At 70.7% G+C, this 21530-nt stretch carries 26 protein-coding genes; 18 read left to right on the top strand and 8 right to left on the bottom strand.

Annotated elements, in window-relative coordinates:
* From csoS1 to cbbX, 7 genes are all read left to right on the top strand, one after another.
* A partial coding sequence (gene csoS1, locus KUG39_RS14030; RefSeq protein WP_286194017.1) for an alpha-carboxysome major shell protein CsoS1 occupies nucleotides 1-332 on the top strand: 332 nt, incomplete at its 5' end.
* A 5-nt stretch (nucleotides 333-337) separates the two neighbouring features.
* Nucleotides 338-805 carry a ferritin-like domain-containing protein gene (locus KUG39_RS14035; RefSeq protein ID WP_094584741.1) on the top strand — a complete coding sequence of 156 codons (468 nt, stop codon included), beginning with the start codon at nucleotides 338-340 and terminating at the stop codon, nucleotides 803-805.
* A gap of 14 nt (nucleotides 806-819) precedes the next feature.
* Nucleotides 820-2664 carry an NAD(P)H-quinone oxidoreductase subunit F gene (locus KUG39_RS14040; RefSeq protein WP_216915703.1) on the top strand — a complete coding sequence of 615 codons (1845 nt, stop codon included), beginning with the start codon at nucleotides 820-822 and terminating at the stop codon, nucleotides 2662-2664.
* A gap of 7 nt (nucleotides 2665-2671) precedes the next feature.
* Nucleotides 2672-4204, top strand: coding sequence for an NADH-quinone oxidoreductase subunit M (locus KUG39_RS14045; protein ID WP_094584743.1), 1533 nt, complete (start codon nucleotides 2672-2674; stop codon nucleotides 4202-4204).
* A complete protein-coding gene (locus tag KUG39_RS14050; protein ID WP_216915705.1) occupies nucleotides 4201-5361 on the top strand; it encodes a CO2 hydration protein in 1161 nt (386 codons plus the stop codon). Before KUG39_RS14045 ends, KUG39_RS14050 begins: the two co-directional genes overlap by 4 nt.
* Before the next feature lie 15 nt (nucleotides 5362-5376).
* Entirely contained in the window at nucleotides 5377-5622 is a 246-nt protein-coding gene (locus tag KUG39_RS14055; protein WP_094584745.1) for a 4a-hydroxytetrahydrobiopterin dehydratase, read from the top strand.
* A complete protein-coding gene (gene cbbX, locus KUG39_RS14060; RefSeq protein WP_094584746.1) occupies nucleotides 5609-6577 on the top strand; it encodes a CbbX protein in 969 nt (322 codons plus the stop codon). Before KUG39_RS14055 ends, cbbX begins: the two co-directional genes overlap by 14 nt.
* 3 nt (nucleotides 6578-6580) lie before the next feature.
* Here cbbX and dnaA read toward each other — a convergent pair whose 3' ends face one another.
* Nucleotides 6581-8014 (bottom strand): chromosomal replication initiator protein DnaA, encoded by a 1434-nt coding sequence (dnaA, locus tag KUG39_RS14065; RefSeq protein ID WP_502988653.1) that lies wholly within the window; start codon nucleotides 8012-8014, stop codon nucleotides 6581-6583.
* Nucleotides 8015-8105: 91 nt separating this feature from the next.
* Here dnaA and KUG39_RS14070 point away from each other — a divergent pair, with 91 nt between their 5' ends.
* From KUG39_RS14070 to KUG39_RS14080, 3 genes are read left to right on the top strand one after another with little or no spacing between them, the layout of a single operon-like run.
* Nucleotides 8106-9233, top strand: coding sequence for a trypsin-like peptidase domain-containing protein (locus tag KUG39_RS14070; protein ID WP_094584747.1), 1128 nt, complete (start codon nucleotides 8106-8108; stop codon nucleotides 9231-9233).
* On the top strand, nucleotides 9230-9895 hold the full coding sequence (locus tag KUG39_RS14075) for a TIGR04282 family arsenosugar biosynthesis glycosyltransferase (protein WP_216915707.1): 666 nt from the start codon (nucleotides 9230-9232) through the stop codon (nucleotides 9893-9895). The genes KUG39_RS14070 and KUG39_RS14075 overlap by 4 nt, the downstream gene beginning before the upstream one ends.
* The gene (locus KUG39_RS14080; RefSeq protein WP_216915708.1) at nucleotides 9892-10638 is read left to right on the top strand and encodes a TIGR04283 family arsenosugar biosynthesis glycosyltransferase; all 747 of its coding nucleotides are present in this window, start codon (nucleotides 9892-9894) and stop codon (nucleotides 10636-10638) included. The genes KUG39_RS14075 and KUG39_RS14080 overlap by 4 nt, the downstream gene beginning before the upstream one ends.
* Here KUG39_RS14080 and KUG39_RS14085 read toward each other — a convergent pair.
* A complete protein-coding gene (locus KUG39_RS14085) occupies nucleotides 10581-11051 on the bottom strand; it encodes a GNAT family N-acetyltransferase (RefSeq protein WP_094584889.1) in 471 nt (156 codons plus the stop codon). The two genes, KUG39_RS14080 and KUG39_RS14085, sit on opposite strands and share 58 nt — an antisense overlap.
* A 148-nt stretch (nucleotides 11052-11199) precedes the next feature.
* On the opposite strand from KUG39_RS14085, the gene KUG39_RS14090 reads away from it, so the two are divergent.
* Nucleotides 11200-11991, top strand: coding sequence for an alpha/beta fold hydrolase (locus KUG39_RS14090; RefSeq protein WP_094584750.1), 792 nt, complete (start codon nucleotides 11200-11202; stop codon nucleotides 11989-11991).
* Here the strand turns inward: KUG39_RS14090 and KUG39_RS14095 are convergent.
* Nucleotides 11943-13742, bottom strand: a complete 1800-nt coding sequence (locus KUG39_RS14095; protein ID WP_190611824.1) for an ABC transporter ATP-binding protein — start codon at nucleotides 13740-13742, stop codon at nucleotides 11943-11945. The two genes, KUG39_RS14090 and KUG39_RS14095, sit on opposite strands and share 49 nt — an antisense overlap.
* A complete protein-coding gene (hisG, locus tag KUG39_RS14100; protein ID WP_094584890.1) occupies nucleotides 13739-14407 on the bottom strand; it encodes an ATP phosphoribosyltransferase in 669 nt (222 codons plus the stop codon). Before hisG ends, KUG39_RS14095 begins: the two co-directional genes overlap by 4 nt.
* A gap of 29 nt (nucleotides 14408-14436) precedes the next feature.
* Here hisG and gloB point away from each other — a divergent pair, with 29 nt between their 5' ends.
* The 4 genes from gloB (at nucleotide 14437) to KUG39_RS14120 (ending at nucleotide 17433) form a co-directional block, all read left to right on the top strand.
* Nucleotides 14437-15219: a hydroxyacylglutathione hydrolase gene (gloB, locus tag KUG39_RS14105; RefSeq protein WP_286193185.1), complete on the top strand. Its 783-nt coding sequence runs from the start codon at nucleotides 14437-14439 to the stop codon at nucleotides 15217-15219.
* Between the two features lie 102 nt (nucleotides 15220-15321).
* A complete protein-coding gene (locus KUG39_RS14110) occupies nucleotides 15322-15690 on the top strand; it encodes an STAS domain-containing protein (protein ID WP_094584752.1) in 369 nt (122 codons plus the stop codon).
* A gap of 10 nt (nucleotides 15691-15700) precedes the next feature.
* The gene (locus KUG39_RS14115; RefSeq protein WP_216915710.1) at nucleotides 15701-16174 is read left to right on the top strand and encodes an ATP-binding protein; all 474 of its coding nucleotides are present in this window, start codon (nucleotides 15701-15703) and stop codon (nucleotides 16172-16174) included.
* A 5-nt stretch (nucleotides 16175-16179) separates the two neighbouring features.
* Nucleotides 16180-17433, top strand: coding sequence for a PP2C family protein-serine/threonine phosphatase (locus tag KUG39_RS14120; RefSeq protein WP_216915712.1), 1254 nt, complete (start codon nucleotides 16180-16182; stop codon nucleotides 17431-17433).
* Here the strand turns inward: KUG39_RS14120 and KUG39_RS14125 are convergent.
* A complete protein-coding gene (locus KUG39_RS14125; protein WP_286193186.1) occupies nucleotides 17417-18613 on the bottom strand; it encodes an ABC transporter ATP-binding protein in 1197 nt (398 codons plus the stop codon). The two genes, KUG39_RS14120 and KUG39_RS14125, sit on opposite strands and share 17 nt — an antisense overlap.
* A 29-nt stretch (nucleotides 18614-18642) precedes the next feature.
* Between KUG39_RS14125 and KUG39_RS14130 the strand changes: the two genes are divergently transcribed.
* The 3 genes from KUG39_RS14130 (at nucleotide 18643) to KUG39_RS14140 (ending at nucleotide 20060) form a co-directional block, all read left to right on the top strand.
* Nucleotides 18643-19071, top strand: coding sequence for a Rid family detoxifying hydrolase (locus tag KUG39_RS14130; RefSeq protein WP_233133834.1), 429 nt, complete (start codon nucleotides 18643-18645; stop codon nucleotides 19069-19071).
* Nucleotides 19072-19139: 68 nt separating this feature from the next.
* Nucleotides 19140-19415 carry a cell division protein SepF gene (locus KUG39_RS14135; protein ID WP_216915716.1) on the top strand — a complete coding sequence of 92 codons (276 nt, stop codon included), beginning with the start codon at nucleotides 19140-19142 and terminating at the stop codon, nucleotides 19413-19415.
* Nucleotides 19416-19505: 90 nt separating this feature from the next.
* Nucleotides 19506-20060 carry a L,D-transpeptidase gene (locus KUG39_RS14140; protein ID WP_216915718.1) on the top strand — a complete coding sequence of 185 codons (555 nt, stop codon included), beginning with the start codon at nucleotides 19506-19508 and terminating at the stop codon, nucleotides 20058-20060.
* Nucleotides 20061-20062: 2 nt separating this feature from the next.
* On the opposite strand, the gene KUG39_RS14145 is transcribed toward KUG39_RS14140, so the two are convergent.
* From KUG39_RS14145 to KUG39_RS14155, 3 genes are read right to left on the bottom strand one after another with little or no spacing between them, the layout of a single operon-like run.
* Complete coding sequence (locus KUG39_RS14145) at nucleotides 20063-20293, bottom strand: hypothetical protein (protein ID WP_094584757.1); 231 nt, start codon at nucleotides 20291-20293, stop codon at nucleotides 20063-20065.
* Complete coding sequence (locus KUG39_RS14150; RefSeq protein WP_216915720.1) at nucleotides 20290-20550, bottom strand: TIGR02450 family Trp-rich protein; 261 nt, start codon at nucleotides 20548-20550, stop codon at nucleotides 20290-20292. Before KUG39_RS14150 ends, KUG39_RS14145 begins: the two co-directional genes overlap by 4 nt.
* A gap of 23 nt (nucleotides 20551-20573) precedes the next feature.
* Nucleotides 20574-21401: a fumarylacetoacetate hydrolase family protein gene (locus tag KUG39_RS14155; RefSeq protein ID WP_216915721.1), complete on the bottom strand. Its 828-nt coding sequence runs from the start codon at nucleotides 21399-21401 to the stop codon at nucleotides 20574-20576.
* Nucleotides 21402-21530 lie beyond the last annotated feature (129 nt).

Genomic DNA, 21530 nt, shown 5'->3' on the forward strand with positions numbered 1-21530 from the left:
CCCCCACTCCCCGTACCCCCTCCATGGCCCCCACCATCCACGGCATCGCCCTCGGTCTGATCGAAACCCGGGGCCTGGTGCCGGCGATCGAGGCGGCGGACGCCATGACCAAGGCCGCGGAAGTCACCCTGATCGCCCGCGAGTTCGTCGGCGGCGGCTACGTCACCGTGATGGTCCGCGGTGAGACCGGCGCCGTGAACGCCGCCGTGCGGGCCGGCGCCGATGCCTGCGAGCGGGTCGGCGACGGCCTGGTGGCGGCCCACATCATCGCCCGTCCCCACAGCGAGGTGGAGCCGGCCCTGGCAGCCTCCGGCGTCGGCCGCAGGGGCTGATCCCCATGGACGCCGCCCATCCGCGCGTCCTCGGCTACCTGGGCCGCGCGTTGAGTCTGGAGCTGTCCGCCGTGCAGCAGTACATGACCCAGGCCTCCCTCGTGGAGCTCTGGGGCGACACCAGTGCCGCCGAACGGTTCCGCCAGGAAACCGTGGAGGAGATGCGGCACGCCGAACGGCTGGTGCAGCGCATGCTGCAGCTGGGGGTGGCCCCCGCCGCCTCCCAGCTGCGGCCGGTCGCCCACGCCGCCGACCTGGAGGGTCTGCTGCGGCTGAATGCGGTGCTCGAAGAGGACCTGATCCAGCACTACGGCGAAGCGATGCGCTTCTGCCTGCTGATCGGCGATGGCAACAATGCGTCCTTCTTCCGTGCCCTGCGGGACGAGGAACAGCAGCATGGGGAAGATCTGGCCGCCTGGATCGGCAGCCTTGCCACCGTCCCGTCCAGGGCCCTGCAACGGGCCACCTTCTGAGGTCCCTCCTCCCCTTGCCGGACACCCTTCCCCTGTCGATCCAGCTCAGCTGGCTGATTCCCCTCTACGGGTTCAGCGGCATGCTGCTGTCGTTGCCCTGGGCGGCGGGCTGGGTCAAGCGCAACGGCCCCCGTCCAGCCGCCTACCTCAACCTGCTCGTCACCCTGCTGGCGGTGCTGCACGGCAGCCTGGTCCTGCGCGACGTGCTGGCCCTCGGTCCCCAGCACCTCGACATCGCCTGGTTCTCGGCGGCCGATCTGGATCTGCGCATCGGCTTCGATCTGTCCCTCACCAACCTGGCGGCCCTGGAGCTGGTGACCGGCCTGAGCCTGGTGGGGCAGGTGTTCGCCCTCGGCTACCTCGATAAGGAGTGGTCCCTGGCCCGCTTCTATGCCCTGGTGGGCTTCTTCGAAGGGGCCATGGCCGGGGTGGTGCTGAGCAGCAACCTGTTCATGAGCTATTTCCTGCTGGAGATGCTCACGCTCTCCACCTACCTGCTGGTGGGCTTCTGGTACGCCCAGCCCCTGGTGGTGACCGCCGCCCGCGATGCCTTCCTCACCAAGCGGGTGGGGGACGTGCTGCTGCTGATGGGGGTGGTGACCCTGTCGGCCTGGGCCGGATCACTGGAGTTCAACGACCTCTACGCCTGGTCGGCCAACGAGACCCTGCCGGCCCTGGGGGCCACCCTGCTGGGCCTGGCCCTGATCGCCGGCCCGATGGGCAAGTGCGCCCAGTTCCCGATGCACCTCTGGCTGGATGAGGCGATGGAGGGTCCGAATCCGGCCTCGATCCTGCGCAATTCGGTGGTGGTGACCTGCGGCGCCGTGGTGCTGCTCAAGGTGATGCCGCTGCTGCTGATCTCCCCGGTGGCCATCGACGTGCTGCTGGCGGTGGGCACCATCAGTGCCCTCGGCGGCGCCCTGGTGGCCATCTCCCAGGTCGACCTCAAGCGGGCCTGCTCCTACTCCACCACCTCCTATCTGGGGCTGGTGTTCATCGCCATCGCCCTGCAGCAGCCCTTCATCGCCCTGCTGCTGCTCTTCTCCCACGCCCTGGCCAAGGCCGTGCTGTTCATGAGCGTCGGCAGCGTCATCGCCACCACCAACTGCCAGGACCTCACCGAACTGGGCGGCCTCGGCTCCCGCATGCCCGCCACCACCACCGGCTTCCTGGTGGGGGCCGCCGGCCTCACCGGCCTGCTTCCCCTCGGCTGCTTCTGGAGCTTCGGCCTGATGGTGGAAGGGTTGGGCTCCCGGGCCCCGTTCTTCGCCGCCGTGGTGCTGCTCACCAACGCCCTGACGGCCCTCAACCTCACCCGGGTCTACCGCCAGGTGTTCGTGGGTGCCCCCCACCCCAAGACCCGGCGGACGCCGGAGGTCAACTGGCTGATGGCCCTGCCCATGGTCACCGTCGCGGTGCTGGTGCTGGTGACGCCCTTCGTGATGGCCCGCATCGACCGGGTTCCCGGCATCGGCGCCTTCTCGAGCGGCACCGCCCTGGCCCTGGTGGGCAGCGGCCTGGCCGGGCTGCTGGTCGGCAGCCTGGTGCCCCTGGACACCTTCTGGTCCCGCTCCGTGCTGCGGCCCCTGCGGGTCCTGCAGGACCTGCTGGCCTTCGACTTCTACACCGACCGCATCTACCGGGCCACGATCGTGGCCTTCGTGGCCGGCCTGGCCCGGATCACCAACGGCTTCGACCAGCTGGTGGTCAACGGCATGGTCAACCGCATCGCCGCCGTCTCGATGGGCTCGGCCGAGAGCCTCAAGCTGGGGGTGAGCGGCCGGCTGCAGACCTACGTCTTCACGGTGGTGGCCGCGATCGTGCTGCTGGTCGGCAGCCTCTCCTGGCTGGGGGGCTGAACGGACGATGCTGAGCGCCCTGCTGCTGATTCCCTTCTTCGGCGCCCTCGGCCTGCTCTGCTGGCCGGGGGAACTGGCCACCGAGCGCATCCGCCGCGCCGCCCTGGCCCTGCTGGGCCTGCAGCTGCTCTGGAGCCTGCGGGTGCTGCTGGCCTTCGACCCCGGCCAGGCGGGCCTGCAGCTGCAGGAGTCCTTCGCCTGGGTCGACAGCATCGGCCTCGACTACCGCCTGGGCGTCGATGGCCTGGCCATGCCCCTGGTGCTGGTCAACGCCGCCCTCACCCTGGTGTCGGGGATCTGCACCCGCGACCTCAGCCAGCGCCCCCGGCTCTACTTCGCCCTGTTGCTGACGATCAGCGGAGCCGTCAACGGGGCGTTCCTTTCCGAAAACCTGCTGCTGTTCTTCCTCTTCTATGAGCTGGAGCTGATTCCCCTCTGGCTGCTGATCTCCATCTGGGGCGGCGCCAACCGGGGCTACGCCGCCACCAAGTTCCTGATCTTCACGGCCGTGTCCGGGGTGCTGATCCTGGGGGCCTTCCTCGGCCTCTCCCTGTTCACCGGCCAGGCTGATTTCGGCATCCACCCCGTCACCACCGCCCAGCTGGGCATGGGCACCCAGCTGGCGCTGCTGGGGGCGCTGCTGATCGGCTTCGCCATCAAGATTCCCCTGGTGCCGTTCCACACCTGGCTGCCCGACGCCCACACCGAGGCCTCCACGCCGGTGTCGGTGCTGCTGGCGGGCGTGCTGCTGAAACTGGGCACCTACGGCCTGCTGCGCTTCTGCCTGGGGATGTTCCCCGAGGCCTGGGCCCTGCTCGCCCCCTGGCTGGCGGGCTGGGCGGCGGTGTCGGTGCTGTACGGCTCCCTGGCGGCCATCGCCCAGCGGGACATGAAGCGGATGGTGGCCTACAGCTCGGTGGGCCACATGGGCTACATCCTGCTGGCGGCGGCGGCGGCCACCCCTGTCAGCATGCTGGGGGCCGTCTTCCAGATGGTCAGTCACGGGCTGATCTCCGCCCTGCTGTTCCTGCTGGTGGGCATCGTCTACCGCAAGACCCGCACCCGGGACCTGGAGGTGCTGCGCGGCCTGCTCAACCCCGAGCGGGGCCTGCCCTTCACCGGCACCCTGATGATCCTGGGGGTGATGGCCAGCGCCGGCATGCCCGGCATGGCGGGCTTCATCTCCGAATTCCTGGTGTTCCGCGGCAGCCTGGCCGCCTTCCCGGTAGCCACCCTGCTCTGCATGGTGGGCTCCGGTCTGACGGCGGTGTACTTCCTGCTGCTCGTCAACCGGGCCTTCTTCGGCCGCCTGGCGGTGACCCCGCCGAGCGGCGATCCGGTGGCGGACTCCCGCCTGGAGGTGCGACTGCCGGCGGTGGCCCTGCGGGAAACCCTGCCCGCCCTGGCCCTGGCCAGCGGCGTGGTGGCCCTGGGGGTGCTGCCCTTCGGCCTGGGCCGGCTCAGCGAACAGGCCACCACCGCCATGGCCCAGCTGCCGGCGCTGGTGGCGGCCCTCCAGGGCGGAGGGCTGGTGTCATGAGACCGATCCCCCGCTCCCCCAAACCGCCCCTCACCTACGCCGGGGGCCGCCCCAGCAGCGGCGATCTGGTGGAGACCCTGCTGGCCGGACACACCCTGCTGGCGGAGTCCCCCGATCACCTGGCCCAGGTGGTGGACGTGCTGGAGAGCTACGGCGAGGTGCTGGATGCCTACAGCATCAATCTCATCTACCAGGCCGAGAAGCAGTTCCTGAACCCCTTCCCGGTGTTCCGCTTCCTCGACGGCGACCTCAGCCCGGCGAAGATCTGGCGCCACCTGCTGCACGACCGGATCAACTTCGAATACGCCGAGTACTGCCAGAAGGCGATGCTCTGGCACGGCACCGGCGGCCTCGACGCCTATCTCGACAGCGAAGCGTTCGCGGCCAACTGCGCCGCCATCGTCGCCCGCAAGACCCGGCGCGATCCCCTGCTGGCGGCGCTCAACCCGCTGTTCCCCCAGTTCCTCACGGAACTGATCCGCTCGGCCGCCACCACCCATGCCCTGGGCCAGTTCTGGCGGGTGATGAGCGATCTGTTCCTGGATCTGGCCCTGGCCGAACGGGACGGGCGCGTCGACTCGATCGCCTCCGTGGTGACGTTCATCAAGGAGGGCCTGGTGGCGGCGGCCGGGGCGCCGATCACCTACGCGGTGGAGATCGGCGGCACCTCCTTCTGGGTGCTTCCCCCCGAGGCCGGTCTCACCTTCCTGGGGGATGTGGCCGTGCCCTACGTGGAGGCGGTGTTCCTGCGCGGCACCCCGTTCCTGGGCACGGTGTCCTTCAACGCCCAGGCCCAGCAGATCTCCCCCGACCAGGCCAAGTTCATGTACGGCGCCCTCTACGCCGACCCGCTGCCCACCATGGGATCGGGCATCCCCCCCAGCCTGCTGATGCAGGACATGTACCGCCATCTCCCCGAACGGCTGCGCAACCACTACGTCAGCGGCATCCGCGGCGACGGGGACATGCGGGTGAAGATCTGCATGAGTTTCCAGAAGGCGATGTTCTGCGTCACCAACGCGGCCATCGCCGGCACCTTCCCCCACCCGCTCACGAGCCAGGCGCCGGCGGAACAGGCCGCCAACCGGGCCCATGCCGCCGCCTGGGCCGCCCGCCTCTGCGTGGCCCGCACCGACTGCCTCGACGATCCGGGCTGATCTAGGGTCGGACCCATGGATCAGCCCTGGACCCGTCGGCCACGACCCGATCGGCTCGAGCGCCGCATCGAGTTCGACGACTACGAAAGCACCCGCGTCTTCCTGGAGCGCCTGAACGGGCTCTCGGAGCAGGAGGGCCGCTTCCCCGACATCAGCTTCGGGCGCACCTACGTGAACCTCACCGTCCGCGCCGAAGCCGACGAGGACCCCATCGGCGAGCCGGAGGAAACCTTCGCGAAGGCCATCGATGGTCTCCTCTGAGGGCGCCGCGTCCGACGGGGAGGACGGCTCCTCGCCTCTGGAGTCGACGCTGGTGGATCTGCGGGCGGCCTATGACGCCGCCGGCATCAAGGAGGTGCTCGACCAGCTCGACCGGGAACTGATCGGTCTGCGGCCGGTGAAGGCCAGGATCCGGGAGATCGCCGCCCTGCTGGTGATCAACCGGGCCCGCACCCAGGTGGGCCTCGACACGGCGCCACCCAGCCTGCACATGTCGTTCACCGGCCGGCCCGGCACCGGCAAGACGACGGTGGCGGCGCGGATGTCGAAGATCCTGCACGGGCTCGGCTATGTCCGCAAGGGCCATGTGGTGACGGCCACCCGCGACGATCTGGTGGGCCAGTACATCGGCCACACCGCCCCCAAGACCCGGGAGATGCTCAAGAAGGCGATGGGCGGGGTGCTGTTCATCGACGAGGCCTACTACCTCTACCGGCCGGAGAACGAGCGGGACTATGGCGCCGAAGCCATCGAGATCCTGCTGCAGGTGATGGAGAACAACCGCAACGACCTGGTGGTGATCTTCGCCGGCTACAAGGAGCGGATGGACGTCTTCTACCAGAGCAATCCGGGCCTCTCCTCGCGGGTGGCCAACCACATCGACTTTCCTGATTACACCGCCAGCGAGCTCCTGGCGATCGCCCAGCTGATCCTGGCGGCGGAGAACTACCGCTTCAGCCCCGAGGCCGCCGCCGCCTTCGCCGAGTACATCCAGCGCCGCATGCAGCTGCCCTTCTTCGCCAATGCCCGCTCGATCCGCAATGCCATCGACCGCTCCCGCATGCGCCAGGCCAACCGCCTGTTCAGCGGCATGGGCCGGGCCCTGACCAAGACCGACCTGATGACGATCGAGGCCGAGGACATCACCGCCAGCCGGGTGTTCCACGGGGAAGTGGAAGGGCTGGATCCGGCCCGGCCCCTCACCGGCGCGGGCTGAACCTCAGCGGCGCTGGCGGCAGGCGATCTGCAGCAGGTCCCGCACCTGCTGCACGCGCCTGGCCAGGGCGGGATCGCTGCTGAGCTTCTTCTCCACCTGCTCCACCGCGTACATCACGGTGGAGTGATCCTTGCCGCCGAAGGCTTCGCCGATGCGCGGCAGCGAGAGGTTCGTGTTCTGGCGCATCAGGTACATGCCCACCTGGCGCGACTGGCTCACGGCCCGCTTGCGGCTGGGGCTGAGCATCTCCTCGATGCGGACCTCGAACACCTCGGCCACCTTCTCCAGCACCTGCTGGGGGGTGACCGCCACCTCGTTGCCGACCGGATCGAGCATCGGCGCCAGCGATTCCACGGTCATCGGCAGGCCCGTGATCGAGGCGAAGGCCACCGCCCGGGTGAGGGCACCTTCGAGTTCGCGGATGTTGGAGGTGAAGCGTCCGGCGATGTACTGGATCAGCTCCCGGGGCAGGGCCACCTGCTCGGCCTCCGCCTTCTTGTGCAGGATCGCCATCCGGGTCTCCAGATCGGGGATCTGGATGTCGGCGATCAGCCCCATCGAGAAGCGGGAGATCAGCCGCTCCTGGAGCCGGGGGATCTGGCTGGGGGGCCGGTCGCTGGCGATCACGATCTGGCGGCCCGCCTCGTGCAGGGCGTTGAAGGTGTGGAAGAACTCCTCCTGGGTGTATTCCTTCCCTTCGATGAACTGGATGTCGTCCACCAGGATCAGGTCGGCGGCCCGGTAGCGGTCCCGGAAGGCCTGCATGCCGTCCTTGCGGATGGCCTGGATCAGGTCATTGGTGAAGGTCTCGGTGCTCACGTAGAACACCCGCGCCTCCGGATCGATCTCCAGCCGGTAGTGGCCGATGGCCTGCATCAGGTGGGTCTTGCCCAGCCCCACCCCGCCGCAGATGAACAGGGGATTGAACTCCCGGCCCGGGGCCTCGGCCACCGCCAGGGAGGCGGCATGGGCCATGCGGCTGTTGGCCCCCACCACGAAGCGGTTGAACACGTAGCGGGTGTTCAGGCCCGCCCCGGGGCGCAGGGGGCCGGGCAGGGGACGGGCGGCGCCGGCGGTACCGGCGGACGGAGAGGCCTGGGGCCGCTCGGGGGCCGGGACCGGCGGCGGCGTGGGCGCGCCGGCGCCGTTCTCGCCCACCAGCTCCGGGGGGGCGCCCAGGGGTTCGGCATCGGGGGCCACCTCCACCTCCACCCGCACCTGCCGACCGGCGTGCTCGCTGGCCACCGCGGCGATCATCACCAGGTAGTTCTTGCGCAGCCAGCCGCAGGCGAAGCTGTTGGGGGCCTCCAGGCGCAGCAGGCCGTCGGCGTAGTCGCGGCAACGGGCCTGACGGATCCAGGTCTCGTAGGTGGGCTTGCTGAGCCTGCCCTGAAGATCCTGGCTCACCCGGTGCCACAGCTGATCACCCTGCTGCACCAGGAGCCCACGACGCGATGGCCGAATATAGGCATCCCCGGCCCGGAGGTTCGTCTTTAATGAATCCTTCAGCGCCGACCGCCCACCTCCGATGGTCCAGCCCCGTTTCCTGTCACGCCTCACCCTGCTGGCGGCCACGGCAGGCCTGCTGACCTCCTGCACCGGCACCCGTCTGGCCCTGCCGGGGGTGCGCCAGCCCGAGCAACCCCCGATCAGTGATGCCTCTCCGGCACCGACGCTGCAGCCCAGCAGCTCGGTGATCGTCGATGCCGTCGAGAAGGCCGGTCCGGCGGTCGTGCGCATCGACACGGTCAAGCGCACCGTGAACCCCCTCGGGGGGATCTTCGGCCGCGGTCCGGCGATCCAGCAGCAGCAGGGCCAGGGATCGGGCTTCATCACCCGCTCCGACGGGGTGCTGCTCACCAACGCCCACGTGGTCGAGGGCGCCAGCGAGGTGAGCGTCACCCTCCCCGACGGCCGCAGCTTCACCGGCAAGGTGCTGGGGGCCGACCCCCTCACCGACGTGGCGGTGGTGAAGGTGGTGGCCTCCAAGCTGCCGGTCGCCACCCTGGGCGACTCCAACAAGGTGCGACCGGGGGAATGGGCGATCGCCATCGGCAACCCCCTCGGCCTCGACAACACGGTCACGGCCGGGATCATCAGCGCCATCCAGCGCACCAACGCCGTGGGTGAGGGCCAGCGCGTGCCCTACATCCAGACCGATGCGGCCGTGAACCCCGGCAACAGCGGCGGCCCCCTGATCAACGACCGGGGCCAGGTGATCGGCATCAACACCGCCATCCGCCAGGCGCCGGGGGCCGGCCTGAGCTTCGCGATCCCGATCAACACGGCCCGCCAGATCGCCGCCCAGATCCTCGAGCGCGGCTACGCCAGCCACCCCTACATCGGCGTGCGCCTGCAGGCCCTGACGCCCCAGCTGGCCAAGGAGATCAATGCCACCACCAACGAGTGCCGCCTGCCGGAGGTGAACGGCGTGGTGGTGGTCGAGGTGATGGACAACAGCCCGGCGGCCCGGGGCGGCCTCAAGCCCTGCGACCTGATCGAGAAGGTGGGCGACAAGGCGGTGAAGAACGCCTCGGAGGTGCAGCTGGCCGTCGACCGGGGCAGGGTGGGCGAGCCGCTGACGATCACCGTGCAGCGCAACGGCTCCCGGCAGAACCTCACCGTTCGTCCCGCCGAACTGCCGCGCGAGGGTTGAGACCGCCGAACGGCCGGGGAACCGGGCCGCCCCAGCTGGTGATGCTGGCCCGCTGGCCGGCGCCGGGTCGCTGCAAGAGCCGTCTCGTCCCCGGCGTGGGGACGGGGCGGGCGGCCGCGATCCAGGCCCGCCTCACCCAGCACGGTCTGGCGGCCGCCGCCCAGGCCCGCCGGGCCATGGCCAAGGCCGGCTGCGATGGACGCCCCGGGGCCGGGCTGCGGCTGGTGCTGGCCACCAGTGGCCTGGGCCCCGGGGCCGCGGGCCGCTGGGGGCGCCGGCTCGGTGTCGACCGGGTGGTGGACCAGGGATCCGGCAGCCTCGGCCTGCGGATGCAGCGCCAGATGCGGCGCGGCTGGCGGGAGGGGGCCGCCGCGGTGGTGCTGATCGGCAGCGACCTGCCGGAGCTGGCGGCCGACGACCTGCTGGCCGCATTCCAGGCGCTCGAGCACAGCGACCTGGTGCTGGGTCCCGCCGGCGACGGGGGCTACTGGCTGATCGGCCGGCGCCGGGCGACGCCCCAGGTGTTCAGCGGCATCGACTGGGGCAGCGACCGGGTGCTGGAGCAGACCCTGCAGCTGGCCCATCGCTCGGGCCTGAGCACGGCCCTGCTGGGGGAGCGCCACGATCTCGACCGTCCCGCCGACCTGGACCGCTGGCGATGAGCCCGCCCCTGAGCGTGGTGATCGCCGCCCGTGACGAGGCCCAGGGCCTGCCGGGGCTGCTCGCCGATCTGGCCACGGCGGCCGACCTGGTCCGGGAGGTGGTGGTGGTGGATGGGGGCAGCACCGATGCCACCCCGCGGCTGGCCGCCCTGGCTGGCGCGCTGGTGCTCCACCAGGGTGGTGGCCGCGGCGGCCAGCTGGCCGCCGGGGTGGCCCGCAGCACGGCCCCGTGGCTGCTGCTGCTGCACGCGGACGTGCGCCTGCCGCCGGGATGGGCCGAGGCTCTGGCCGCCGCGATCGGCGGCGGTGCGTCCACCGCCTGGGCCTTCCGGCTGCGCATCGCCGGCGACGATCCGGCCCTGCGCATGGTGGAGCTGGCGGTGGAGCTGCGCAGCCGCTGGCGCCAGCTGCCCTACGGCGACCAGGGGTTGCTGCTGGCCCGGCGCCTGCACGATGCCGCCGGCGGGATCGCCCCGCTGCCCCTGATGGAGGACGTGGAGTTCGTGCAGCGGCTGCGGCCCCTGGCCAGGATCGCCCTCCTGGCGCCGGCCCTGCGGGTCAACGGCCGGCGTTGGCGACGGCTGGGGGTGTGGCAGACGATGCTGGCCAATGCCCGGCTGCGGCGCGACTGGCGCCGCGGCACCCCGGTGGAGCAGCTGGCCGCCCGCTACTACGGGCCTGCCTCTCAGGGGGCGTACCAGAAGGCGCAGCGGCGCTGCAGCGGCTCCAGCTCCCAGCCCTGAGCGGCATAGAAGCCCACCACGTCGGGGTCGGCGAACAGGCTCACCCGGTCGATGCCCATGGCCCGCAGCTGTTCGAGCACGTAGTCCATCAGCTCCTTGCCCAGCCCGGCTCCCTGGTAGCGGGGATGGACCGCCACATCCCAGACCGTGGCCTCCACCACCCCGTCGCCGGTGCAGCGGGCGAAGCCCACCAGCCGCGGCAGGCGGGCGTCATGGCGCCAGAGCCCCACCTGGAGCAGGCTGTGCTGGAGGGCCTTGCGAACGCGCCGCAGCGGGCGGCGGCTCCAGCCCACGGCATCGCAGAGCGCTTCCAGCTCGATCAGGTCGATCGGCCGGGCCTGGCTGAGCACCAGCTCCAGGCTGGGGTTGGGGCAGGCGCAGAGGCGATGGCCGGGCCCGTAGAGGTCGGTCATCAGCGGATGGGTCCCGGGCACGGCGAGAGGGCTACGCGTTCTGAAGATCCTGACGGATGCCGGCCGGACTGCGGCAGGGTGGGGGATCGACGCGGCCCTCGTCCTGAGCGTCCCCTCCACCGGCTCCGATCGGACCCAGGCCGCTCCGGTGACGCCTGGGTCCCCCCTGCTGGTGGGCGTGCATGGCTGGTTGCTGGCGGGACGTCTCTGGCACCCGCTCCAGCGGGAACTGGCGCCCCGCTGGACGCTGTGGTGCCCCGATCTGCCCGGATTCGGCGGCAGCGACCGGCCCCGGGGGCTGCAGGCCAGCCTGGCCAGCTACGGGCGCTGGCTGGCGGAGGCCGTCCAGCGGGAAGCCGCCGGGCGACCGGTGGTGCTCCTGGGTCACTCGCTGGGGGGCAGCGTGGCGCTGCATGCGGCGCCCCTGCTGGGGGGACAGCTGCGGGGCCTGGTGCAGATCGCGGCCGGGGGCGGTGTGTTCCAGCCCCGCCCCTTCGCCCGGGTGCGCCGCGGCGGGGCCGCCTTCCTGCGCTGGCGGCCGTCCTGGCTGGCCCGTCTGCCGGGCACGGAGGCGATCCGCAGCCCGCTGCTGGCGGACGTCCGCGCCGCCCGGGGGCTGCTGGCCTGCAGCACCAACCGGGGCGCCGTGCGTCAGCTGCCCAGGCTGGCCGCCGCCCTCACGGTGCCCAGCCTCTGGCTCGCCGGCAGCCGCGACCAGGTGATGGAGCCCCGCTACGTGCGCCACCTGGCCGGCTACAGCCCCGACCACCAGCTGGCGATCCTTCCCGGGCTGGGCCACCTGCCGATGCTCGAGAACCCCCGCGCGCTGGCGGCCCTGATCGACGCCTGGCTGGCGGACGACCTGGGCCTGTCGTCCGAGCCGCCCGGGCCTCAGAGCGTGGCCAGTCCCTTCTCCTGCAGCTCCGCCAGCTGGGCGTAGAGCCCGCCGACGGCCCGCAGTTCGCGGTGGTTGCCCTCCTCGATCAGGCGGCCGCGGCGCAGCACCAGGATCCGGTCGGCGGCCTCGACTGTGGCCAGGCGGTGGGCGATGACGATGGCGGTGCGGCCGCTGAGCAGGGTGTCGAGGTCCCGCTGCAGGGTGGCTTCGGTGGAGGGATCCATGAAGGCCGTGGCCTCGTCCATCACCAGCACCGACGGGTCGCGGATCGCCACCCGCGCCACCGCCAGCAGCTGGCGCTCGCCGGAGGAGAGGTTGCCGCCCCGCTCACGCAGCTCCGAGGCCAGGCCATCGCCCAGCCGGGCCAGCAGGGGGCCGAGGCCGAGGTCGCTGCAGAGGCGCTCCAGATCCTCATCGCTGATGGCCGCATCGAGGCGCAGGTTCTCCGCCACGTTGCCGCTGAACAGGAACGTGTCCTGCAGCACCACCCCCAGGCGGCGGCGCAGGGTGGCGATCGGCAGCTCGCGGATGTCGACGCCATCGAGGCGGATGGTTCCCTGCTGGGGTTCGTAGAGCCGGCAGAGGAGGCGGATCACGGTGGTCTTGCCGGATCCGGTGGGCCCCACGATCGCCACGTGCTCACCGGGGGCGATGCGGAAGGAGAGATCGGTGAGGATCGGGTCGTCGGGGCGGTAGGCGAAGGAGACGTTCTCGAACTCCACCTCGCCGGGGCTGAACCGTTCCGCCCCCGACACCATGGCGGCGGCGCTGCGCTGGCTGGTGGGCAGATCGGCGATCTCGATCGGCTGCTCCAGCAGCTCGCCGATGCGCTCCACCGCCGTGAGGCCCCCCTGGATCTGGGTGAAGCGCTCCGCCAGCTGGCGCAGGGGGTCGAACACCCGCTGGGAGAAGAGGATGAAGGTGGTCAGGGTGCCCAGGCCCATCGCACCGCCGGTGACCATGGCGCCGCCGAGGGCCAGCACCATCGCGACGGCCGCCAGGGCCACCCACTCGATGAAGGCGGAGATGGCGCTGTCGTAGAAGATCGTGCCGGTCACCGCCCGGCGGTAGGCGTCGGTGGTGTGGGAGAAGCGCTGGCCGTTGACGGCCTCGCGGCGGAACATCTGCACCACCTCCAGACCCTGGAGGTTCTCCTGCAGGTCGGCGTTGAGCTGGCCCAGCTCCTCGCGCACCCGGTAGTTGGCCTTGCGGTAGCGGCCCTGGAGCCAGAGCACACCGAGGGTGACGGGCACCTGGCTGACGAGCAGCAGCAGCCCCAGGCGCCACTCAATGGAGAGCATGGTGAGCCCGATCACCAGCAGGGTGACCAGATCGGAGAGCACCCCCACCGCACCGCTGCCGAACACCTCGGCCAGGGCATCGACGTCGCTGGTGAGGCGGGTGAGCAGCTTGCCCACCGGCGTGCGGTCGTGGAAGCGCAGCGACAGGGCCATCGCATGGCGGAACAGGTCGTCGCGGATGCGCGCCGTGAGGCGCTGGCCCACCACCTGCACGTTGTAGGTCTGGGTGCCCTGGAGGGAGAGGCGCAGCAGCACCGCCGCCAGCAGCATCGCCACCAGCACCCGCAGGGCCGTCGGTACCGACAGGGGGGTCAGCCAGGGCAGCACCTCCTCGCCCCGGAGCTTGGAGATCACCTGGCCCACCAGCAGTGGCTGCACGGAGGCCGCCAGGGCCAGGGGAATCAGCAGCAGCAGGGACAGCAGCAGCCGCTTGCGATCGCGGCCCAGGTAGGGCAGCAGGCGCCGCAGTCGCTGGCCATCGAGGCTGCTCATCGGGCCGGCACCTGGGCGGCAGCGACACGCTCCACCAGGCCCTGGAGGGTGCCGTCGTCGAGCCGCAGGGCAAGGGGATGGCCGATCAGCCGGGCCGTGCTGCTGAACAGGTCCTCGATCGCCACCAGGCCGTTGTCCCGCAGGGTGCGGCCGGTGGCCACCAGATCGACGATCGCCTCGGACATCCCCGTGATCGGCCCGAGCTCCACCGAGCCGGTGAGATGGATCAGCTCCACCGGCAGATCCAGCTGCTCGAAGAAGGCTTCGGCGCAGCGGGTGAACTTGCTCGCCACCCGGCAGTGGGCCGGCAGGTCGGCGGCCCGGCGGTAGCCGCTGCTCGCCTTCACCGCCACCGCCATACGGCAGCCGCCGAAGCCCAGATCCACCAGCTGGGCCACCGGCAGCTGGTGCTCCCGCAGCACGTCGTACCCCACCACCCCGAGCTGGGCCTGGCCGTAGGCCACATAGACGGGCACATCGGCGTTGCGCACCAGCAGGGCCCGGGCGGTGCCACAGCGGCTGGGCACCATCAGCAGACGGTTGTCCTCCTCCAGCAGGGCGGAGAAATCGAGGCCGGCCGACTGGAAGCGGCGCACCGAGTCCTTCAGCAGGGCGCCTTTGGCCAGGGCGACGGTGATCGGGGACCGCTGGTTCGCGGTGATCATGGAAGCCAGCAGCAACCTGGACTGTAACGATGCCTGATCATGCCGAAGCCGCCGTCGCAGCCGGAGCCCCGGCGCCACTCCCGGAGCCCCTGCAGGTGGCGCTGCTGCCGGTGCTGCGGGACAACTACCTGTTCGTGCTCCACGACGGTCGGCGGGCGGTGCTGGTGGACCCGGCGGTGGCGGAGCCGGCGATCGCCTGGCTGAAGCAGCGGCACCTGGAGCTGGTGGCCGTGCTGCACACCCACCACCACAGCGATCACATCGGTGGCACCCCCGCCCTGCTGCGGGAATGGCCCCGGGCCGAGGTGGTGGCGGCCAGCGACGACCGGGAGCGGATCCCCTTCCAGACCCGGGGGGTGGCGGACGGCGATCACTTCACCCTGCTGGGTCAGCCGGTGGAGGTGCTGGCGGTGCCGGGCCACACCCGCGCCCACATCGCCTTCCACCTGCCCCTGCAGGGGGAGCTGTTCTGCGGTGACACCCTGTTCGCCGCTGGCTGCGGCCGGCTGTTCGAAGGAAGCCCCGAGCAGATGCACCGTTCCCTGCAGCGGCTGGCCGCCCTGCCGGAGACCACCCGGGTGTGGTGCGCCCATGAGTACACCGAGGCCAACCTGCGCTGGGCGGCGGCGCAGCGGCCCGGGGACGGGGCCATCGCCGAACGGCTGGCCGCGGTGTTGCTCACCCGTGCCCAGGCCGGACCCACCATCCCCAGCAGCATCGGCGAGGAGCGCCGCACCAACCTGTTCCTGCGGGCGGCGGATCCCCGGGAACTGGCCGATCTGCGCCGCAGCAAAAATGACTGGGCGGGATGAGCGGCGAAACCGAATGTGTTGTGCGACACAACGCCCTGTTTGCATTGTCAGGTGATGGCCCTCGACAGGTAATCTCATCAGGTTGAATTTCCAGCGGACAGGATGGAAACGGCTTCAATCCGATCGGATGATGTCCTGGAGGCCGACGGTTCGACGAAGCTGCGTAGGGTTGTTCTTTCCGGCCGCCTCGACATGCTCGGCATGGAAGAGATTTCCCTGAAGCTCACCTCCCTGACCGCCATCAAACCTCTGCCGGTGATTCTTGATCTCCGGGAAGTCAGTTTTCTCGCTTCCATCGGGATTCGCAGCATCATCTCCAGCGCCCGGGCCCTGGATCAGAAAGGTGGCCGCATGGTGATTCTCCTTGGCGGCAACGAGCTGGTGCAGGCGACGCTGGAGTCCACAGGGATCGATGACGTGATTCCGATGGTCTTTGACGCGGATCAGGCCGAACGGGACGTGCTGGCCTGAGACCGCTGCGATGGCGCCGCCCCTGCCCGAAACCCTCAGCCTGTTGCTGCAGCCCAACCCACTGGAACTGCGGCGCTGCTCGGATTGGCTCCAGGCCACCTGCCAGCGGCTGGATGTCCCCGCCGCTTCCAGCGGCAAGCTCGACCTCTGCCTCAACGAGGTTCTGGCCAATCTCATCGACCATGGCGGCGCCAGAGCGTCCAGCTGCCCGGTGCAGCTGACCCTGGAGCGGGTCGATGGCGACGAAGATGGCGGCGAAGGTGGCGCCGACCGTGGCCTCGCCACCTTGACCATCAGCGATGCGGGAGCTCCCTTCGACCCCCTGTCCTTCAGCCGCGAGCCCTTGCCCCGCACCCTTCAGGAGGCGGAGCCTGGCGGGTTGGGACTGCTGCTGGTGAATCGATTCATGGATGAATGCAGCTATCGGCGGGAGGGGGACAGGAACGTGCTTAAGCTCAGCATCCGCTGGTTGAAAAGCCCCTGATCGGCATGAGCGTTGAGCCCTCGCTCTCCCTGGACCTGTCCAAAAAAGCCTCCCTTCCCTACAAGAAAATCCCGCTGTTTCGGAATGTCAAGAGAAAGCACCTGAAGGCGGCCGTCAGCCGTTGTGAGCTGCTGCCCCTGGCTCCGGGCCATGTGCTGCTCAGCCCGGGACAACCGAACGCCGACATCTTCATCATCGTCGCCGGAACCGTCTCGGTTCATCTGGGCGCCGATGGTTATCGGGGCAAGGGGATGGCGATTCCCGTTGGCCAGTGCATCGGCGAGTTCTCCGCCATCGACGGACGACCGGCCTCGGCGCTGGTGCGGGCCGAAGATGATGCGATCGTGCTGAGGATTCCGCAGCATGTGTTCTGGTCGCACATGGTGCAGCTGCCTGGAGTCGCGCGCAACATGATGATCTCCCTGGTGGAGCGCACCCGGCTGACCAACCAGCTGACCCTGGAGGCCCAGCGGGAAGCCCTGGAACTCTCCCATCTGCGCAAGGAACTGGACCTGGCCCGTGACCTGCAGCGAACCATGCTGCCGCCGCAGGGACGTCTGTTCGCCGAGCATCCGGGAATCGAGCTCGCCAGCCTGATGGAGCCGGCCACCACGGTGGCCGGAGATTTCTTTGATGCCTTCTTCGTCGACAGCAACCGACTGTTTCTCTGCATCGGCGACGTCTCCGGCCATGGTCTCGGTGCCGCCCTGTTCATGGCCCGCACGGTCGGCCTGCTCAGGGTGCTGGCCAACACGGAGTCCTCGCCGGATGCCGTTCTTCAGCGGCTCAACGACACCCTCAGCGAGGGCAATGAGGCGAGCCTCTTCGTGACGATGTTCTGTGGCTTTCTGGATCTGACCTCCGGGGAGTTCAGCTACTCCAACGGCGGCCATTGCCCGCCCCTGCTGCTGCACGGTGACGAGAGCCATCCGATCCCGCTCCCCCGCGGGGCCCTGCTGGGCGTGTTTCCCGGCCGGACCTACCGGAGCCAGGCCCTGCAGCTGGAACAGGGCGACCTGCTGATGGTGTACACCGACGGGGTCACCGAAGCGGAGAACATCGCCGGCGAACCCTTCGGCGTCCAGGGGTGCCAGCGCCTGCTGGCGGAGACGGGCCAGGCCCCGCTCGATGCCCTGATCGAGGGCCTGCGCCAGAGCCTGCGGGGCTTCACCAGCAGCAACCACCTCGAGGACGACGCCACCCTGCTGCTGCTGCGGCGCCCGGCCGGCCCCGGCTCCGGCCTCAGGGAGGGGAGCTGAGGCCCCCGGCGTTGCGCCCCGAGGGCAGCGTCACCAGCGGCCGGCCACCGGGAAACAGCAGCGCCGACTCGCCGGCACGGAACCGCAGCCGTCCCCGGCGGCCATGGGGGTGGTCGGCCTGCAGGGGCGCCCGCCAGCGCAGCCGCTGGTCACCGAGCTGCACCTGGTAAAGCCACTCCCGGCCGAGGAACTCCCGGCCGCTGATCCAGGCGGATCCATCCTCCCCGGGCAGGAACTCCAGGGCCTGGGGGCGGACCATCACCTCAACGGCCTCGGATCCCCCGCAGCCGTCATGCCCCCCGGAGAGCGGCTCGAGCTCGCCGAGGACGGTCTGCAGCCGCCGGCCGCGCCAGGTGGCCGGCAACAGGTTGGACTGCAGCACGAACTGGCCGACGAAGGCGGTGGCGGGCTGGTCGACCAGCTCCCGTGGCGGGGCGCACTGGTGCAGCACCCCGTCGCGGAGCACGCCCACCCGGTCGCAGATCGCCAGGGCTTCCTCGGGATCGTGGGTCACCATCAGGCCGCTGGCGCCGCAGCGGGCCAGCACGGCCGGAAGTTCACTGCGCAGCCGCAGACGCACCTCCACATCCAGGTTGGAGAAGGGCTCATCGAGCAGCACCACCGAAGGGGACGGCGCCAGGGCGCGGGCCATGGCCAGGCGCTGGCGCTGGCCGCCGGACAGCTCGTGGGGGTAGCGGCGCTCCAGGCCGCCCAGGCCCAGCAGATCGAGCAGCCAGGCCACCCGGGCGGTGTCCTGGCCGCGGCGCAGGCCGAAGCAGGCGTTGCGCCAGGCATCGAGATGGGGGAAGAGGGCATCGTCCTGGAAGACCATGCCGACGCCCCGCCGCTCGGGGGGCAGCAGGCGATCCGGGCCCGCCACCGTCTGGCCGCCGATGCGGATGGTGCCGCGGCCGGGGCGCTCGAAGCCGGCGATCAGGCGCAGCAGGGTGGTCTTGCCGCAACCGGAGGGCCCCAGCAGCCCCACCAGCTCCCCGGCCCCAAGGACGAGGTCGATCCCCTGGAGGGTCCAGGTGGAGACGTCGCGGCCCGGGTAGCGGTACCAGAGGTCCTCGATGCGGACGTGGGCGCCGGGGCCTGTGACATCCCCGGGGGTGACGGCCGTGGCGGCGGCGGTGGACGGCGTGACGATGGTCGTGGCGATGGTGTTGGAGTAGGCCATAAGATCCCAGTCCCGCATTTTTACCCGTCATGAGTTCCAGCGCTGGCGGAGGTGACCAAAGGCACAGCCCCTTGTCTCATCCGGTCAACACCCCGGAGGCCCCCGCGCCGGTGGGTCCCTACAACCAGGCCGTGCTCGCCGGCGGGGTTCTCTACTGCTCCGGCCAGATCGCCCTCGACCCGGTGAGCGGGGTGCTGGTGGGGGATGGCGACGTGGAGGCCGAGACCCGGCAGGTGCTGAGCAATCTCCAGGCGGTGCTGGCGGCCGCCGGCTGCGGTCCCGATCAGGTGGTGCGCACCACGGTGTATCTGGTCGACCTCGACGACTTCGCCCGGGTGAATGCCCTCTACGCCGGTCTCTTCAGCGAGGGGGTCGCACCGGCCCGCGCCTGCGTCCAGGTGGCGGCCCTGCCCAAGGGCGCCCGGGTGGAGATCGACGCCATCGCCCTGGTCGCCTGAGCCGGTTCTCACCGGAGGCTCACGCTCTGCCGCTGGCTGGCGGGGGCGGGCTGAGGCAACCTGGAGCGATGGAAACCCCCTTCGGCACCTGGTTTCACGAGGTGGTGGTGATGACACCGGGCCGCTTTGAGGAGGCCGTTGAGGCTGTGCTGGCGGTGCAGCAGTTCAAGACCGTGGTGCTGCACCTCAGTGCCATGGCGCCGGAGGAGGCCCAGCGCACCATCGATTTCGTCTCCGGCGGCGTCTTCGCGCTGGACGGTCAGTCGGAGCGGCTGGGGGACACGGTGTTCCTGTTCGCACCGGCCCTGGTGACGATCAGCCGGGACCAGGACGAACGGGCCTGAACCTTCGCGGTGCGTCTTCGAGGGCTGGCTGCCCCTCCCTTGTGGCACCCGTGCCGGGGCAGTAACACGGGCGCTGGTCCCGTGCTGTTCATGAAGCGTTCCACCGGCCAGGCCCCGCTGGTCCTCGCCTGGGCCCTGGGCCTGGTGCTGGCCGCTCCCGCCCCCTCGGCCCAGGCCACCCAGGCCGCCCAGGCGGTGGCGGCCGCTGGCGGCCGGATGGTGCTGGTGCGCACCGACCGCCAGCTGCCCGTCACCGGCGATCCGATCTGGGAACTGCAGCTGCTGCTCCCGGGCCAGCCGGCGCGGGCCTACGAGGCCCTGGTGGGCCGGGTGCGGCGCCAGGGGGGCGATCGCGACCGGCTCGGCAGCAAGGCCCCATTGCCGCGGGGCCGCTATGCCGTCACCGAAATCACGCCCGTCGCGCCCACCGATGACGTGGAGCTCGGTCGTTTCCTCTGGATCGGCCTGGAGCCCGCCTTCCCCACCGCCCGCCGGGGCCTGGGGATCCACCACGACCCCAGCGCCGGCCGGGGGCGGAGCAGCGGCACCGACGGCTGCATCGGGCTGATCCACGGCAACGACCTGCTGGTGCTCGGCGATCTGCTGCGCCGCAGCGGCACCACGGAGCTGGTGGTGAAGGACTGAGCTCAGGCGCGACCGGCCAGGGCCTCCTTCAGCCGCGGTTCCAGGTCCCTGCGCTGGGCCGGGTCCCCCACCAGCATCAGGGTGCCGGTGCCGGGCCACCAGTTGAGGCGCAGGTTTGATTCGCCGTCCTCGATGACGAGCATCTCGAAGGCCCCTTCGTGGACCCAGTGACCGAAACAGCCGAGGCCCTCGACCAGCGACTGAAGTTCCTCCAGGGTTCCGTTGAAGGTCACAGGTCCGCGGTGGAGTTGTCGAAGTTTACGGGCAGTTCCTCCTCGCGAGGCAGGCGCTGCCAGCCCGGCAGCCAGGCGGCGCGGTCGCGGAGCTCGCCGGTGGGCACCAGCAGCCGGAAGCCTGGGTCCAGCACCGCCTGGAGCTCCACGCTGCGCTCCCGGCCCCGGCCCCGCTGGCCCAGCACGGCGAAGTGGCGATAGCCGCCGCAGCCGGCGGCCCTGGCGGGCTGGCAGGTCCAGGCGGCGGACAGCTTCATGGGGCGCGACGGGGGAGAAGCCCTCAGCGGGCCGGCTCTGGGGAGGACTCCTCCAGCACCGGATTGCGCAGCACACCGATGCCTTCGATTTCCACCTCGACCGTATCGCCGCGGCGCAGCCAGCGGGGCGGATCGGCCGCCATGCCGACACCACTCGGGGTGCCGGTGAGGATCACGGTGCCCGCCGCCAGAGTGGTGCTGGCGCTCAGGAATTCAATGATCTCCGCCACGGTGAAGATCATGTCGGCGGTGCTGGCCGCCTGCACCGTTTCGCCGTTGAGGCGGGTCTCCAGAGTGAGGGCCTGGGGATCGGGGATCGCCGCGGCGGTCACCAGGCAGGGGCCCAGGGGGGCGAAGCTGTCGAAGCTCTTGCCGCGGCACCACTGGCCGCCACCGAGCTGGGGCTGCTTCTGCCAGTCGCGGGCGCTGACGTCGTTGGCGCAGGTGTAGCCCAGCACCACCCCCAGGGCCTCGGAGCGGGGCACGTTGCGGCAGGTGCGGCCGATCACCACCGCCAGCTCCCCCTCGTAGTCCACCTGGTGGCTGGCCAAGGTGGTGGGCAGGGTGATCGGCGCCTCCGGATGCTGCACCGCCCCCGGCACCTTCATGAACAGCACCGGCCAGGTGGGGATCGTGGCGCCGGTCTCGGCGGCATGGCGGCGGTAGTTGAGGCCGATGCAGAGGATGGCGCGTGGCTCCAGGGGGGCCAGGATCCTGCGGGCCGCGGCCGGCTCGCCCGTGGGCTCCAGGGCGCCGAACAGATCGCCCGCCAGGCGCTCCAGGCTGCCGTCGGCATGGCGGCAGGCGAGGTGGATGGCGCCGGCTGGATCCTCGTAGCGCACGATCTTCATGGGGGCTTCGCGGGGGGCTGAACGGAGGACCTGCCGATGGGCTGCCGGCAGGCTGGGAGGCGCCTGCGGCGAACACTCTCGCCTGGCAGCCCGTGGATGATGGGGGCACCAGCGGAACCAGGAGCACGC

Origin of the sequence: Synechococcus sp. CCAP 1479/10 (genome assembly GCF_019038515.1) — a bacterium.
In the GTDB taxonomy this organism is placed as follows: domain Bacteria; phylum Cyanobacteriota; class Cyanobacteriia; order PCC-6307; family Cyanobiaceae; genus Cyanobium.

Coding starts and splice junctions, on each gene's coding strand:
- KUG39_RS14135 (WP_216915716.1), top strand. CDS start 19,140: ATGGAAACCCCCTTCGGCACCTGGTTTCACGAGGTGGTGGTGATGACA.
- gloB (WP_286193185.1), top strand. CDS start 14,437: ATGCCTGATCATGCCGAAGCCGCCGTCGCAGCCGGAGCCCCGGCGCCA.
- KUG39_RS14110 (WP_094584752.1), top strand. CDS start 15,322: ATGGAAACGGCTTCAATCCGATCGGATGATGTCCTGGAGGCCGACGGT.
- KUG39_RS14155 (WP_216915721.1), bottom strand. CDS start 21,401: ATGAAGATCGTGCGCTACGAGGATCCAGCCGGCGCCATCCACCTCGCC.
- KUG39_RS14120 (WP_216915712.1), top strand. CDS start 16,180: ATGAGCGTTGAGCCCTCGCTCTCCCTGGACCTGTCCAAAAAAGCCTCC.
- KUG39_RS14055 (WP_094584745.1), top strand. CDS start 5,377: ATGGATCAGCCCTGGACCCGTCGGCCACGACCCGATCGGCTCGAGCGC.
- KUG39_RS14085 (WP_094584889.1), bottom strand. CDS start 11,051: ATGACCGACCTCTACGGGCCCGGCCATCGCCTCTGCGCCTGCCCCAAC.
- KUG39_RS14115 (WP_216915710.1), top strand. CDS start 15,701: ATGGCGCCGCCCCTGCCCGAAACCCTCAGCCTGTTGCTGCAGCCCAAC.
- KUG39_RS14140 (WP_216915718.1), top strand. CDS start 19,506: ATGAAGCGTTCCACCGGCCAGGCCCCGCTGGTCCTCGCCTGGGCCCTG.
- KUG39_RS14150 (WP_216915720.1), bottom strand. CDS start 20,550: ATGAAGCTGTCCGCCGCCTGGACCTGCCAGCCCGCCAGGGCCGCCGGC.
- KUG39_RS14125 (WP_286193186.1), bottom strand. CDS start 18,613: ATGGCCTACTCCAACACCATCGCCACGACCATCGTCACGCCGTCCACC.
- KUG39_RS14050 (WP_216915705.1), top strand. CDS start 4,201: ATGAGACCGATCCCCCGCTCCCCCAAACCGCCCCTCACCTACGCCGGG.
- KUG39_RS14095 (WP_190611824.1), bottom strand. CDS start 13,742: ATGAGCAGCCTCGATGGCCAGCGACTGCGGCGCCTGCTGCCCTACCTG.
- cbbX (WP_094584746.1), top strand. CDS start 5,609: ATGGTCTCCTCTGAGGGCGCCGCGTCCGACGGGGAGGACGGCTCCTCG.
- KUG39_RS14045 (WP_094584743.1), top strand. CDS start 2,672: ATGCTGAGCGCCCTGCTGCTGATTCCCTTCTTCGGCGCCCTCGGCCTG.
- KUG39_RS14130 (WP_233133834.1), top strand. CDS start 18,643: ATGAGTTCCAGCGCTGGCGGAGGTGACCAAAGGCACAGCCCCTTGTCT.
- hisG (WP_094584890.1), bottom strand. CDS start 14,407: ATGATCACCGCGAACCAGCGGTCCCCGATCACCGTCGCCCTGGCCAAA.
- KUG39_RS14080 (WP_216915708.1), top strand. CDS start 9,892: ATGAGCCCGCCCCTGAGCGTGGTGATCGCCGCCCGTGACGAGGCCCAG.
- KUG39_RS14035 (WP_094584741.1), top strand. CDS start 338: ATGGACGCCGCCCATCCGCGCGTCCTCGGCTACCTGGGCCGCGCGTTG.
- KUG39_RS14070 (WP_094584747.1), top strand. CDS start 8,106: ATGGTCCAGCCCCGTTTCCTGTCACGCCTCACCCTGCTGGCGGCCACG.